The 15,067-nt window shown below is 47.7% G+C and carries 13 protein-coding genes and 1 pseudogene; 12 read left to right on the plus strand and 2 right to left on the minus strand.

The window, feature by feature from the left end; all coding sequences use genetic code 11:
• Positions 1 to 106: 106 nt before the first annotated feature.
• From VF724_RS20310 to VF724_RS20360, 11 genes are all read left to right on the plus strand, one after another.
• The gene (locus tag VF724_RS20310) at positions 107 to 886 is read left to right on the plus strand and encodes an enoyl-CoA hydratase/isomerase family protein (RefSeq protein WP_371756056.1); all 780 of its coding nucleotides are present in this window, start codon (positions 107 to 109) and stop codon (positions 884 to 886) included.
• A gap of 6 nt (positions 887 to 892) precedes the next feature.
• Positions 893 to 2,077, plus strand: a complete 1,185-nt coding sequence (locus tag VF724_RS20315) for an acetyl-CoA C-acetyltransferase (RefSeq protein WP_371756057.1) — start codon at positions 893 to 895, stop codon at positions 2,075 to 2,077.
• Positions 2,078 to 2,095: 18 nt separating this feature from the next.
• A complete protein-coding gene (locus tag VF724_RS20320) occupies positions 2,096 to 3,646 on the plus strand; it encodes a class I adenylate-forming enzyme family protein (protein ID WP_371756058.1) in 1,551 nt (516 codons plus the stop codon).
• 46 nt (positions 3,647 to 3,692) lie between these two features.
• Positions 3,693 to 3,953, plus strand: a complete 261-nt coding sequence (locus VF724_RS20325; protein WP_371756059.1) for an aldehyde dehydrogenase family protein — start codon at positions 3,693 to 3,695, stop codon at positions 3,951 to 3,953.
• A 50-nt stretch (positions 3,954 to 4,003) separates the two neighbouring features.
• Positions 4,004 to 4,423 (plus strand): acyl-CoA thioesterase, encoded by a 420-nt coding sequence (locus VF724_RS20330; protein ID WP_371756060.1) that lies wholly within the window; start codon positions 4,004 to 4,006, stop codon positions 4,421 to 4,423.
• A gap of 1 nt (position 4,424) precedes the next feature.
• Positions 4,425 to 5,633 carry an ABC transporter substrate-binding protein gene (locus VF724_RS20335; RefSeq protein ID WP_371756061.1) on the plus strand — a complete coding sequence of 403 codons (1,209 nt, stop codon included), beginning with the start codon at positions 4,425 to 4,427 and terminating at the stop codon, positions 5,631 to 5,633.
• Between the two features lie 70 nt (positions 5,634 to 5,703).
• Positions 5,704 to 6,582, plus strand: coding sequence for a branched-chain amino acid ABC transporter permease (locus VF724_RS20340; protein WP_371756062.1), 879 nt, complete (start codon positions 5,704 to 5,706; stop codon positions 6,580 to 6,582).
• An 18-nt stretch (positions 6,583 to 6,600) separates the two neighbouring features.
• Positions 6,601 to 7,632 (plus strand): branched-chain amino acid ABC transporter permease, encoded by a 1,032-nt coding sequence (locus VF724_RS20345; protein ID WP_371756063.1) that lies wholly within the window; start codon positions 6,601 to 6,603, stop codon positions 7,630 to 7,632.
• The gene (locus VF724_RS20350) at positions 7,625 to 8,395 is read left to right on the plus strand and encodes an ABC transporter ATP-binding protein (RefSeq protein WP_371756064.1); all 771 of its coding nucleotides are present in this window, start codon (positions 7,625 to 7,627) and stop codon (positions 8,393 to 8,395) included. The genes VF724_RS20345 and VF724_RS20350 overlap by 8 nt, the downstream gene beginning before the upstream one ends.
• The gene (locus VF724_RS20355) at positions 8,395 to 9,117 is read left to right on the plus strand and encodes an ABC transporter ATP-binding protein (protein ID WP_371756065.1); all 723 of its coding nucleotides are present in this window, start codon (positions 8,395 to 8,397) and stop codon (positions 9,115 to 9,117) included. Before VF724_RS20350 ends, VF724_RS20355 begins: the two co-directional genes overlap by 1 nt.
• A 20-nt stretch (positions 9,118 to 9,137) precedes the next feature.
• Positions 9,138 to 11,354 (plus strand): helix-turn-helix domain-containing protein, encoded by a 2,217-nt coding sequence (locus VF724_RS20360; protein ID WP_371756066.1) that lies wholly within the window; start codon positions 9,138 to 9,140, stop codon positions 11,352 to 11,354.
• 11 nt (positions 11,355 to 11,365) lie between these two features.
• On the opposite strand, the gene VF724_RS20365 is transcribed toward VF724_RS20360, so the two are convergent.
• Complete coding sequence (locus tag VF724_RS20365) at positions 11,366 to 11,923, minus strand: GNAT family N-acetyltransferase (RefSeq protein WP_371756067.1); 558 nt, start codon at positions 11,921 to 11,923, stop codon at positions 11,366 to 11,368.
• Positions 11,924 to 12,202: 279 nt separating this feature from the next.
• Positions 12,203 to 12,670, minus strand: a pseudogene (locus VF724_RS20370) (transposase); the annotation flags it as partial.
• Between the two features lie 305 nt (positions 12,671 to 12,975).
• Between VF724_RS20370 and VF724_RS20375 the strand changes: the two are divergent.
• Positions 12,976 to 14,778 (plus strand): YCF48-related protein, encoded by a 1,803-nt coding sequence (locus VF724_RS20375; RefSeq protein ID WP_371756068.1) that lies wholly within the window; start codon positions 12,976 to 12,978, stop codon positions 14,776 to 14,778.
• Positions 14,779 to 15,067: the final 289 nt, after the last annotated feature.

The raw sequence follows: 15,067 nt of genomic DNA on the forward strand, positions 1-15,067 counted from the left end.
TCTTCGTCAAATATTATCCTCAAGCGCTTCGTGCGTCAAAGATGAAAACATGCGTAAAAGCGAGAAAAACGAAGAAAACATTAATTTATTGAGGGAGGATGTTCGAATGGAATACGAAGTTCTGGAATATAGGGTTGAGCAAAGCGTAGCCGTTGTCACATTGAATAGGCCTCCATACAATCCTCTAAACAGCCAGATTTTTATGGAATTGGTTCATGTTTTGGAAACGATTGAGGATGACGACCAGGTCCGTGCGGTGATTCTGACCGGTAAAGGCGATAAGGCGTTTGCCGCCGGTGCGGATGTCCATGAGATGAAAGGTTTGGATCGGAAAGGGATTGCCAAAATGGCGAGATTGGCGAGAGCTGCATTCAATTCCATGGAGCTGTTATCCAAGCCGATTATCGGCGCGGTCAACGGACTGGCGCTGGGCGGAGGCTGTGAATTGGCGCTGGCGTGCGATTTGCGCATTTGTTCCGAACATGCCAAGTTCGCTCTGCCGGAACTCAAGCTCGGAATTATTCCCGGAGCGGGCGGGACCCAGCGTTTGCCGCGAATTATCGGGCAGGCGCGCGCCAAAGAAATGATTTTGTTTGGGGAGACGGTGGATGCCCGGAAAGCTTATGAGATCGGTCTCGTAAATAAAACCTTGCCGATGGAAGAGCTTTATGCAAGTTCCATGGAGTGGGCGCTCAAATTGGCGGAAAATCCGCCGATCGCCATGCAGGCGTTCAAAAGATCCATTAACACCGGAATGAATGTGGATTTGGAAAGCGCTTTGCTGATTGAGGATGCCCATTCCACGATCGCTTTCTTGAGTGAAGACCGAAAAGAGGGAATGACCGCATTTTCTGAGAAAAGAAAGCCTAATTTTGTTGGGAGATGATTGGGTATGCGTTTTAACGATGTTGTATTGGTGGAGGGAGCGCGCACGCCGTTTACCCTTTTTTGCGGATCGCTCAGGGAAATTACTGCGATTGACTTGGGTGCGATCGCGGCGAAGGAAGCGATCCGCAAAGCGGGAATCGATGCGGAGGAAGTCGACCAAGTCGTGATCGGGAATGCTTATCAGTCCAGTAAAGATGCGCATATTTTGGCGCGCCATGTCGGCTTGAAAGCAGGCGCCCCCGTATCGACTCCGGCATTGACCGTCAATCGATTATGCGGTTCGGGTCTGGAGGCGATGATTTCCGCTGCACGGATGATTCAGACGGGGGAATCCTCCGTCGCCTTGGCGGGAGGGACGGAAAATATGAGTCAGATCCCCTTTGTCGTGCGGGGTGCCCGCTGGGGTATTCCGTACGGCGGAGGGAATGCCTTGGAGGATATTTTGTGGGAAGGTCTGACGGACACCTATGCCGGATGCAACATGGCCATCACGGCTGAGAATTTGGCGGAAAAGTATGGATTGACCCGCGAAGAGATCGATCGGCATGCGCTTCAGAGTCATCAAAGAGCGCGCGCGGCGAGAGACAAGGGCTATTTGCAAAAAGAGATCGTTCCGGTGGAGGTCAATGAAAAAAAAGGCAGCAGGATCGTCGAATCCGATGAGCAAATGAGAGAAACCTCCTTCGAGAAATTGAGCAAGTTAAAGCCGAGGTTTAAAGTTGGGGGCGTGGTGACTGCAGGAAACGCCAGTTCGATCAATGACGGCGCCGCGGCGGTGATTCTCGCTTCAGCCCGATATGCCGAGCAGAGGGGGTTAAAGCCGATCGCGCGCCTGATTTCTTGGGATGTAGTCGGAGTGGAACCGACAATCATGGGAATTGGTCCTGTGCCGGCGATTCGCGGCGCTCTGAAGAAGGCGAATATGACGATGGGCGATCTCGATCTGATCGAAATTAATGAGGCATTTTCCGCGCAATACTTGGCATGCATGAAAGAGTTGGATTTTAATCCGGAATTCGGGAATGTGAATGGAGGAGCTGTTGCCATAGGCCACCCGATGGCGGCCACCGGCGGCAGGATCACTTTATCGTTGATTTACGAGCTTGCCAGAAGGGAGGGGAAATATGGAGCGACAGCCATATGCATCGGCGGTGGCCAGGGCATTGCCGCAATTTGGGAAAGACTCTAAGATGAGGGGGTTTGAAGCATGCGCTCGAATGAAGAGGTTATGACGCTGCCCCGCCTATTGGAAAAAGCAGTGCAGTCCAATCCCGACAGAGAAGCGATCTATGATCGCACACGCAGACTGACGTATCGTCAAGTTTTGGAGGAAAGCAACCGGTTGGCCGACGCTTTGACGGATCGGGGAATTCAAAAAGGGGATCGCGTGGCGGTGGTTTTGCCGAATTGGCACGAAACGGTGATCATTTATTTTGCGGTATCCAAAATCGGAGCGATTCTGGTCCCTTTTAATCCCAAGTATCGTTTGCATGAAGTCGAGCACATTCTCAAAGATTGCAGACCGAAACTGATTTTTATCGGCGAAGAATTCGATCATTTTTTGGGAATGGGGGTGATTGTTCCCTGGATTCACGATATCGTTTCAGTCCGCTTCAAGAAAGAAGGAACAACGCCGTTTACAGAATTGATCGCCAGGGGAGGCGCTCTATCTTCTGTTGTCGAGCTTGATCCGCTTCATGATGATTTCTGCATTTTATATACGTCGGGCACAACGGGTCTTCCAAAAGGCGTCGTTCTCACCCATTATAATCTGGTAACGGGTGCCCGGAAAGTGGCTTCAGGGATGAAATGCACGTCGGAAGATGTTTTGATCATCAATATTCCCCTCTTTCATGTGTTCGGCATGGGATCTTGTTTGATATCGGCGATTATTTCGCAGATGAAGATCGTCCTCCAGGACAAATACAGTCCGAGAGGCACCCTGGAATTGATTCAAAGTGAAAAAGTAACCATTCGCAATGCGGTTCCGGCCATGTTTCTCATGGAATTGAATCAACCCGATTTTGGTGCTTATGACTTGTCTTCATTAAGATGCGGTTTGATTGGCGGGGCTCCGGTGCCTGCAGAGCTGTTAAAAAATATCCGGCTAAAAATGAAGATGGAGATATTGGGCGGTTACGGGTTGACTGAAGTGGGCACAGTTGCCCAAACGAAGTATGCGGATCAGGAAAAAAACATTCTGGAAACGATCGGTCAAGTTCTTTCCGGCACTGAAGTGAAAATTGTCAACGACCGCAGAGAATCCGTACGCTTCGGCGTCGTCGGAGAGATTGCCTGCAAAGGCTTCGGCATTGTCAAAGGCTATTATAATGCGCATGAGCTGACAAGGCAGGCTTTCGACGGTGAAGGTTGGTTTTATACGGGGGATCTTGGCACATTGGATGACGACGGATATATTCGATTTATCGGCCGCAAGAAAGAGATGATCATCCGCGGAGGCTACAACATCTACCCCCAGGAAATTGAAGAGATCCTTTACAAGCATCCGAAAGTTTTGGAAGCGGCGGTCATCGGACTGCCTGATGAAGTGATGGGTGAGGCGGTTTGCGCTGCCATCAAATTAAAGCCCGGAGTTGAAAGTACCGCGGAAGAAATCCTCGAGCATATCAAGGGGAAACTGGCAGATTACAAGATTCCCAGCCATATTTTCTTTGTGGACGATTTTCCGGTAACGGCCAGCGGGAAAATTCAAAAATTAAAGCTGCAGCAGGAAATCATCGAAAGGCTAGAAGGTTAAACGAAATTTGTAAAGCGCTTTCAAAAAAGAATGGGAGGGATTTTCAATGGATCATGGCAGCTTCACAAAGCAATTTGTTACGGGGGAATGGGTGTATCGCGGAGTCAAGGTGGCCAAACGGATTAAGACGGGTATGATTCATGTCAACTACCAATCAGTGAATGAAGAAGCGCATATTGCTTTCGGAGGAGCAAAATCCTCGGGGATCGGACGTTTCGGCGGAGAATGGGCGCTGGAAAAATTAACCGCGGTCAAATGGATCAGCGTTCAGGAACAGAATGGCCAGTACCCGTTCTTTGCGTCCTGAAACTGGTGATCAGTATCAACTATTATACATCGAGGGCTGCGGAGGGTTCAATGTATAAACATGAATACGCATTTCAAGTGAAATGGGCGGATACGGATGCGGCGGCAATCGTATACTCTCCGAATTTCTACAAATGGATGGATCAGGCCACGGCGGAGTTGTTTCACGCGCTGGGTTTCCCTTTATCCAAATTATTTGAGGAGAACTATGGAATTCCTCTCGTTGAATCTCGTTGCGAATTTAAAACACCGGCCGCTTTTGAAGACAGGCTCCGAATCGAAACCGGCATCGTGAAATTCGGCGATAAGTCAATGAGGTTGGAGCATGAAATTTTCAGACAGGATGAATTGTTGGCCAAAGGATACGAAGTGCGGGTATGGGTAACCATTGATCGCGGGAAAATCAAAGCCACATCCATTCCGGAGAAGGTGCGCGAAGCCATAATAACTTATTTTGGGGGTAATGATTAAAATGAGAAAAAAATTGGGTATGATCGTCATTTTGCTGCTATGGATTGCGCTGGTTGGTTGCAGTGCTTCAAGTCCTTCCAATGAAACGAAAAGTTCGCAGGCAAAGCCGAGCCCGAGCGGCAAAGCCGAGCCGGCAAGCGGCAACGCGGGAGACATGGTGAAGATAGGGGTTGTGCTTGCGGAAACGGGGCCTGCTTCAGGGCTGGGCAAGCCGGAAATCGACGCGATTCGATTGGTCAAAAAGAAATTGGAGGCCCAAGGCGGGATGATCGGGGGCAAGAAGGTTGAAATCATCATGAAGGATTATGAAACGGATGATACGAAAGCGGTTTTGGCCATGCGGAAATTAATCGCAGACGAAGGGGTCAGCGTTGTTTATGGAGCGACCCAAGTGAGCACGTCGATCGCTTTGCGCGACATCGCTCTGAAAAATAATGTGGTTTTTCTCTCGGGGGCTCCCATCGGGCAATTGGGCGAGACCGTATTCCAAACCGGACAGACCAGCGAAGTGCTCATTCAACAGATGATCGATTATTTAAAATCGAAAAACATCCATACGGTCGCCTGGATTAACGCGAGGGATGCTTTCGGACAAAGCGGACTGCCGATTATGAAAAAACTGGCCGAACCGAATGGCATTGAAATCGTGGATGCGGAGGATTTTGACGCTTCCGCGACCGATATGACGGTTCAGTTAAGCAAAATCAAAGCGAAAAATCCGGGCGCGCTGATTGTCTGGTCGCGCACGCCGGGAGCCGGAGTTGTGGTGAAGAACTTTAAGCAATTGGGCTTTACGATCCCGATGCTGCAAAGTCAAGCGGCTGCCAATGACGCGTTCCTGAAACAGGTCGGGGCCGACGGCGAGGGAGTGTTGGTTCAAGGCAGCAAGGCGAGCGTTGCCGAACAACTGCCGGATTCCGAATACAAAAACAGATTGATTCAACATAATCAAGAGATGATGGCGGAGTACAACTACCCCGGAGACATATTCACCACGAAGGCTACGGATGCCATGAACATTATTTTTAAAGCGATTGAAGCGGGCAATACAACCTCTGATCAAATTCGCGATTTTCTTGAAAATCAGCTTCATGAATATCAAGGATTGTCCGGGACGTTCCGTTACACCAAGGAAAACCATGCAGCCGTGGACGACAATGGAGTGTCGCTTCTGCCCATTCATAACGGAGCTTGGTCGTACAGCAAATAAACAGGAGGGGAATGGAAGCGAAGCGGATCACCCTTCCCATTCGTTTCCATTTCCATAAGGGGTGGGGCATATGGACTTTGGGCAATTGATGCAATTTGTGATTACCGGATTAACGATAGGGAGCATTTACGGATTGATCGCGATCGGTTTTGTTGCCGTTTACAATGTGACGGGGGTTCTTAATTTTGCCCACGGCGAGTTCGCCATGGTCGGAGCCCTTACCAGCATTTCGCTCATTCATGCGGGACTTCCGTTATTCTTGTCCATCCCGCTGGCGATTGCGATTACGGCGTTCCTCGGCGGGATGATCGAGAAAACAACCCTATCTCCCGTAAGGAATGCTTCGGTAGTCACATTAATCATTATCACATTGGGACTCTCGATCATTATCAGGGGATTGGGTTACATCCTATGGGGAGCGTATCCCTTATCGATGGATCCGTTCTCCAATAATGAGCCGATCCATATTTGGGGCGCCGTGCTCATCCCGCAAAGCATGTGGGTGTTCGCGACAATGATAGTGCTTTTGGGCGGTTTATACGTATTTTTCGAAAAAACCGTTTTTGGAGCCGCATTAAAAGCATGCGTCGTTAACCGAAAAGCGGCGGAACTCATGGGCATTAACACGAAATCGCTGTCCACCTTTTCGTTTATCATGAGTGCGGCCATCGGCGCCGTCGCCGGAATCGTCATCACTCCGATTACAAGCGCAACCTACGACATGGGATTGTTTCTCGGCTTGAAGGGAGTTGTCGCGATGGTGCTTGGAGGAATGAACAGTTTGACGGGCGCGGTTCTTGGAGGGCTGGTTCTGGGATTGCTGGAAACGTTCGCCGGAGGATACGTCTCCACCGCTTACAGCGATGCCATCAGCTTTGCCATTCTGATATTATTGCTGTTCTTTGCTCCAAACGGATTATTGGCCAAGGCGTCAGGCAAGCGGGTCTAGATCGGGAGGTGGATATGCATGCGCAATCGCAAACAAAGCTTTTATGCCGGCCGTTCGAAAGTCTTTCTGTCCATTTTTATCCTGATGCTGCTGGTATTGCTGTTTAACGATTCCACAAATTTATACGGGATTTTAACCATGATCGGGATATACAGTATCGTTACCTTGGGGCTGTCGCTGTTAATGGGGTATGCCGGGCAAATTTCGCTGGGACATGCCGCATTTTTTGGAATAGGCGCCTATACATCGGGCATTCTGACCACAACCCACGGGGTCAATCCTTTCCTTTCCATGATCTGCGGTGTGGCGATAACCTTCGTCATCGCATTGCTTGTGGGGATTCCCGCGTTGAAGCTACAGGGTTTTTCGTTGGCGTTGGCCACGATCGGTTTTAATCAGATCATTTACATCGTCATCATCAGCCAATCCCAATTAACAGGCGGGGCTTCGGGGTTTTCCGGAATACCGGGGTTGGCCGTGTTTGGCCTGAACTTATCGGAAAACCGGTATTATTTTTTGCTCGTGTGGATGATCGTTCTGCTCATTGCTTATGTTTCGATGAATATTATCGATTCGCATGTCGGGAGGGTGCTGCGCGGCATTCACGACAGCGAAATCGCGACATTGACATTTGGCGTCAATATCTCCGCATTCAAGGTTCAAATCTTCGTGCTGAGCGCCGTGTATGCTTCCATTGCCGGAAGCTTGTACGCTCATTTTATCAACTTCATTGCTCCGCCAACCTTCAGCGTTGTCGCTTCCATCCAGTTTCTGGTGATGATCGCGGTCGGCGGTTCGCAGTCCATCTGGGGAGCAATCATAGGAACTGCCGCGATGACTTTTATCGGCGAAGGAGTTCGAACTATTGTCCCGCTGCTGATGGAAGGCGGCGGACAAGTGGAGGTTGTCGTTTATGGGGTTGTCCTGGTTCTGGTCATGATGTTTATGCCGAAAGGGCTGATTCCTTCGCTGAAGAACGTATGGGATCGGTCCGGATTCAGCCGTCGATCGGCAATGTTGGCAAAGGGGGAAGAGCGCCGAAGTGGATAAGCCAATTTTACGGGTGAACGGATTAACCAAAAAATTTGATGGAGTGACTGCCGTTCATGATGTTGCATTTGAAATCAACCGTCAGGAAATCGTGGCAGTCATCGGACCGAACGGCGCCGGAAAAACAACGCTGTTTAATATGATTTCGGGGATCATTAAGCCTACCTCCGGGGAGATTCTTTTTCGGGGGCAACGGGTCGACGGTCAACCGGTCCATGAACTTGCCACAAAAGGCATGAGAAGAACGTTTCAAAATTTGGAAACCTTCAACAATATGACGGTTTTGGAAAACGTGATGTTGGGAGCGCATACCAAGCTGAGAACGAATGTTTTTCGTGCGGCATTGGCGCGATCGGTTGTCCGCCGGGATGACCGATTGGCCATCGATATGGCTGAACGGGCACTGGAATTGGTCGGATTGCTGGACAGAAGGAATGAAAAAGCGGGGAATCTTTCCTACGGACTTCAAAAGCTGTTGGAGGTGGCGCGAACGATCGTTACGGAGCCGTCGCTGATCTTGTTGGATGAGCCGCTGGCGGGTTTGAACGATACGGAAAGCGCCATGCTGGCTTCGATTATCCGGAAAATGAAACTACAGGGATGTTCTTTTTTGTTTGTCGAACACGACGTTCATACGGTGATGAAGCTTGCAGAAAGAATCGTGGTCATGGATTTCGGCAGCATGATCGCCCAGGGAACCCCTGCTGAAGTCCGGTCAAACCCCAAGGTGATTAAGGCGTATTTGGGCGAGGAGGTGCAATGATGTTCGAGGTGAATCAGCTTGATACGTATCACGGCCAGATCCAAGCGCTGAGATCGGTCAGATTGCGGGTGGAGAAAGGCGAGATTGTGGCCATCATCGGTTCCAACGGTGCGGGGAAAAGCACGTTATTGGGCACCGTGGCAGGGTTGTATAAACCGGCGCAGGGAGAGATATTGCTTGAGGGCAAGTCGATCAGAGGACTTCCCGCTTATCAGGTCGTTCGGGAAGGAATCAGCCTGGTGCCCGAGGGAAGGCAAATCTTTCAGAATCTGTCGGTCAAAGATAATCTTGTTCTCGGCATGTATAGCAATTATTATAAAAATAAACAGAGACTAAAATCAAAGTTGGATCTGATGCTCGATATGTTCCCCGGATTGCAGAAGCATTTGCACAACTATGGAGGCAACTTGAGCGGAGGCGAGCAGCAAATGCTGGCCATCGCAAGAGGGCTGATGTCCGATCCGAAGCTGATTTTGTTCGATGAGCCGTCGATGGGATTGGCTCCATTGGTTGTCAGGGAAATATTGGAGGCATTGAAGCAAATCAAAAACGAACTGGGAACCATGGTGATTTTGGTGGAACAGAACGTAAAAGCCGCTCTCCAAGTAGCGGATCGTGCGTATGTGCTCGATCGGGGAAGTATCGTGTTGGAAGGCGGCGCCAGGGAGCTTCTGGATCATCCCATGGTTCAGACCGCTTATCTCGGACAGACGGAACCTTAAACTTAAATGAGGTTGAGCCTATGATGAACAGCAGAAAAGATTTATTGATGATGAAAATCGATGATCATTTGCGAAAGATGGCCAGACAATTGGTCAAGTTCGACACGCTCAACGAAACGCTGGATTATTTGACGGAATCCTTCTGGAATAAATTCTTTTGCGATTACGTTGCGATCATTCTGAAGGAAGGAAATCTGTTGAAAATCAAATTTGAAAAGGGGGAATCGAAGGTCCTCGCCCAACAGTTTCCGTTGGAGGGCCAAGATTTTTCACCTTTATTTTTGACGAAGGGGGTCGCTCATCTCACTGAAATCCCGGAAGATCAGCAGTGCAGATTTGAACAATATTTAAAAGCGGAAGGATTCTCGAATTGGCTGACGGTTCCCATCAAGGAATCCGATTTTGACAGTTTGGGCATATGCGTGATCGGGTATCGGAAGAGTGTTCCCTTTGTTGTGGAAAAAAGCGTGGAAAACCTTTTTCTGGAATTTGGGAAAGATATCGCCACAAGCATCGGGGTAGCCATCAACAGGGATAATGAAAAGAAAAAAGTCATCGGTATTGATTGGCTGAAGGAGAACATTTATTTGGGATCCTCCATCGATCAGCTGATCAAAAAAATTGTGGAACGCGCAGGCCATGAAACAAACGCCGATTCAGCCTATGTCTATTTATATGATGAGGTACTCAATGAGTTTGTTTATCATCCGCCTTCTTATGGTGTATTCGGTTCAACCGCAAAGATAAAAATTCATGACGACTATAATCTTTTTCACCATTTTCGGTTTTTGGAGAAGGAGGGCGGCAATGAACTGACCATTCCCTTGATGGTGAACTTGAAAACGATCGGTGTTCTGCATGTCGCGAAAACAACCGATATCTTTACCCGTGAGGATAAAGAACGGCTGCAATTTCTGTCTTCGTACGTTTCCGTGCTGATCGAGAATGCCAGATTGTATAAAAGCGAGCTTGAAGCCAAATCCCGTCTTGAAAAGATCGTTATTCAGAATCAAGAGTTGGTTCAACAAACAGCGACGCGGGAAGATTTTGCGGAATTGGTCAATACGATATCGCGGATGATCCACAGCACGGTCATATTGTATGACCGTTTTTTTCGACCCATTACGTATTCAATGACTGCCGATTCGAACGATATCGAACAAATATCCGCCGTACTGAATGACAAAAAGTGGGAAATCATGAAAGATGCAAATCAGGAGCAGTGGATCCGGCTCAACGATGTTCTGGGTGAATACGGGATTTGGAAAGTGATCGGCGGGAAGGATTTGCATGGATATTTGGCCATTAATCTTGACAAACAAGAGATAGATGTGTTCATCCGGATGGAATTGAATCAAGCATTGAATGTGTGCGCCATTCAATTCATCAAGCAAAAATTGGTTGCGGATGCAAAAGAGCAAATTAAGGACAGCTTGTTTATTAACCAGCTGCTTGTTGAAAAAATCGAAGACAAATCGAAAATTGCGCAGTATTCCAGCTTGTTCAATTTCAACATTCACGAGTCTCATAAGATCGGTCTGATGTCCATCGAGTTTAACGGGAAATTTTATGACGAACATGATCTTTTCGCTCAGGAGATAACCAAAAATTGGCTTTGGGAACGAATACGGGAAAAGTTGTCCCAATTTGATCCGGATATCCTGTTGACACGAAAGGACAGCTATTACGTATTATTCGCCTCGGAGAAAAAAGAGCGGGAAAATAAAAACTACTGGGAAAGCATCTATCATTTAATTAAAAAGTTTGTTTCGAACGAAAGACCGGGTGGCGATATCTTTTTGGGAATCAGCAAAAGCACGGAAAGCATGGATGATTATTTCACGTGCTATAAACAAGCGCTGCAAGCCCTCAATATTGTAAGTCTCCGTCATAAAAATAAAGGCTTCCTCAGCTTTAACGGATTGGGATCCTATGCGGTGCTGCATAATCTTCATGATCATGATACAGGCAGATTGTTTATCAGAGAATATCTTGATCCGCTAATGGCAAGCGGGAATGATAAAACAAGGGATCTATTCGATACCCTGCATGTTTACCTGCAGGTGAACGGGAATATGAAAGATACGGCCGGTTGCCTTCATATACATGTGAATACGCTGAAATATCGTTTGGGCAAAATCAAGGAGCTCTTAAATCTGGATATTGATGATGCGGAAGTACGTTTTAATCTGATGCTGGCATATAAGCTATACGACTTATATCATTTGTCGAATTAGAGGAAGCAGGGTTACCTGCGGCGAAATGATTTTTCATGAAATCGAGTAATGCTGCGAAACAGCATTCCCCCATCCTCTGGCAGCCGATTACCATCATCAAAGTTCAAATACATTGCTTTATAGGGTTCCGGTACCCAAATGTATTGATGAACATAAGCGGTGAGATGGAAGCCGTTTGATTCCCAGAAATGGATTCGCTGTATGTTTTCCTTCGTCGGTTCGGATTCCACTTCGATGATGATCCCTTTGCAGCCGGCAGCTGTGCGTGCCCATTGTTTAATGCGGTTCAGCAATAGTCGTCCGTATCCGTTGCCGCGAACATCCTTCCCAACCGCCAAATAATCGATTATTAATGCGTTAGCTTCATGGTCGATTCCGGTCAACGCCATTCCAACGATTTCAGAGCCGTCGGCGATTGTGTGCAACTGGCACAGACGCCTTTCGAACATACGACGAATGATATCGCCGCTTTTCCTGCCGTGGGGAAACGCTTGCTCATAGATTTGCTCGACCGCAGCCCAACGGGCTAGGTCCCATACATCAGTGATGTGATACTCTAGTGCGTCCAACGATGTTCACCGCTTTCGGAATCGAAGTTATGAATAGAGTTACGGAATACGTGAGTCGTTATTCATTAGTGATAATAATATTACTTTATATGACCACTCAATAGCTCGGATTCATATTTTGGAATTTTTTGGTGAAAATCAAGTGTCGGCAGTGAGTTCACATCATCAAAATTCGTTGGAAGACCTTTTAATCTGCTCCATAAGCGTTTTTTTCCGACATCAAATAAGCCTCTCTATTTGCAGGGGGGAAATTTGGTTTAGGATGTTAGTTCAGTGATTTTAAGCAAATGCTTGGTAAATTCGCCTCGCAGTGAGAAACCACGGGCTGTTGCTCCCAAAGTTGAGAGCGATTCTGCCCGCGTGGCGGACAAAGCGTGCCGCCATGTAGACGATGTTCTGGATGACGGTGCGGATGCGTCGACGTTTCACGTTGCCGCGGATTGGCGCATCATCCTCGCGAAGACTTTCTTGCCCCATGATGCGGAGGAGATTGTAGGCAAACATGCCGGCATGCAGCACCAGATCATTGGTGGCGAATTTCCCGGCGGGCAGACGCTCCAAGTCCAGATCGGTTTTGATTTCGCTGTGAAATTGTTCGCTTGTGCCGTGATCGCCATACAGTTCGATCACTCACCATGGAGCACATCGAAGCGAAGTCCAGTATACAGAAACCTCAATCTCCGGAATGAGCAGTATTTGTCCGTCGTGATCAATCGTCCGTTCAATGACGTGAAACACTTGACGCAGCTTGTGATCGAATCCCTTTTCGGAAAAAAACTCGATCGCACCGACATATTCCGTCTAGGATGCCGATGGCACACGCGCAAATTGTACAGACTATCGTTACCCGCATCCATGCGGGCGAGCTTTTAGGCGACGAGTTAATAAGAAAAATATTTAAAAAGCAACATTAAATAACGGGAAACCGACGTTTAGCTATCGATATAGATGATGTTGTAACATTTTCGCATTAGTTCACGTCTGAAAAATTAGTTCGAAATCAACGGTAAGTTGGCCGGTATAGTCGCTCTTATGAATGAGGGGGAAATGGAATGTTTCGCAATGGTTTAATGATTCTGTTCTTTATGCTTATATTATTGCTGGCAGGTTGTGAGTCAGTTGCGGATACGAAAGGTGTATCCAATTTGCCGGATGCGCCCCCCAAAAAGGCCCAGAAGAGTGAAGAGACGACTAAACCAATACTAAGCACGGTGAAAGCGGAAGTGCATTCCAATGCCCAATCTTTGGAGTTTCTTCAACATGCTTCTTTTATCAATGTGAACCATGGATGGGTTACGGCCGGCCATTTGATTTTGCACACGTCGGACGGAGGAGAACATTGGCAAGAAATAGTCAAGATTGACAGTGATATAAAGGATATTCAATTTGTTTCGCCAACCAAGGGATGGATGGTCACGACGGAAGGTATTTTGCAAACTAACGATGCAGGAGAACATTGGTTGAACATCAGGGTGCCTGAACTAAAAGAAATGATGCAACTTGATTTTCTGGATGCCGAACATGGGTGGATTTCCGGAATAAGCCAGGATGGCAAAACGAAACTCATGTATACAAAGGACGGCGGAAACAAATGGGGAGAAATAACGTATCCTCCAAGTTTAGACGATTATTGCCCCAACTTTAATTTTCATTTTATCTCAAACTCTGAAGGGTGGCTTGTGTGTGGAGGTGAGCCGGGTGCGGGCCAGCAGTTGAAGTCGCTCTATAAAACGAGTGATGGAGGGAAGCGTTGGGATTTGCTAGGTGAGAAAGGCAAGCTCGCTGTAGGCGGGTATGTCGAAGATTTATATTTTATGGATAAACAATATGGTTGGCTGACTACCGCACGCGGAGGGTTGTATTCAACGCATGACGGCGGGAAAACATGGGGATTTTTAAAGGGAAATCCAAACGGTTCGGGAACGAATGATCCAATCTTGTTCAAAGAAGGTTCGGGCTATGTGCTTGAATGGGGGAGGTTAATAGCAACCGACGATGGAGGCGAAACTTGGCGAGAGGTTCTGCCGCGACAGAAACCTTCGTTAGTGCCCATTTTTTTTAATGAAAATGATGGAATATCTGCGGTGACTCACTTGGACAGTTTGGCCATATTGAAAACGCATGACGGCGGAAGAACATGGGAAAAAACCAGTTCGATCCCATCCGACATACTTGGAGAAAGCATCACTGCTTTCTCTTTCAGCGATCAGCAACATGGCTGGGTGATTACGGGAAATGTAACGGCAACGGTTTGGAAAACGGATGACGGGGGTCGGAGTTGGGAACGCATCGCCCAGACGAATCAATCAAAAGAATTTTATTATGGGTTGTCCATGATCGATGATCAAAGCGGATACATTGCAAGCGGATGGGGGCACCTAACATGGACAGGAGACGGCGGCAAAACTTTTGAAGTGGTAGATTCCCAAGATTCCCGCAGCAGGAGCTACCATTTTATTGATAAAATGACAAGTTGGAAAATCGACAATTTTGGCTTGTTTGAAACGCACGACGGCGGCAATAAGTGGAGTAAAGTCGCGACTCCTGAAAATACCCGCGTCTTTCAATATCAGTTTATGCCCGATCAGGAAGAAGCGTGGCTGATTGCAGCCGTAAGGAATGATTCGAAAGACAGATATGTTTCGCAATTATACCATACCCTTGATCATGGCAAGCATTGGGTTCATTGTGAGATGGACGATATAGAGCCTTCGGCTGTTCAATTCATCGATCAGCAACACGGCTGGTTGTACGAAGGATCGCAATCAGCCCCTTATGTTACTGATGATGGCGGTCGAACCTGGGTACAAATTTCTTATCTTTCAGATTTGAACTACCCTGAAAATTACTCATAGCAGAAACCTAAAAACGGCAATAGGAAATTAGGCGCAGCTAAATGGATTTTTTTAAAGCTGCGTCTTTCATGATCAGAGTATGGGGAAGGGGCGCTTAACCTGCTTCCGGTGCAGCTAAGGTAACCCTGAATTTCGAAAGCCCATAATATCAGGGCATACTTGCTAAGTGGAAGGCGTTAGGCTTGTAAACATGTGGATAATTCCCGTGCGAATGGGCCGAATTATCCACATATGGATAAACTCTCCCCCTCCCCAATGAAGGGGCCGGTTCATTTTCCATGTGAGTTTT

It is taken from the genome of Ferviditalea candida (assembly GCF_035282765.1).
GTDB lineage: Bacteria > Bacillota > Bacilli > Paenibacillales > KCTC-25726 > Ferviditalea > Ferviditalea candida.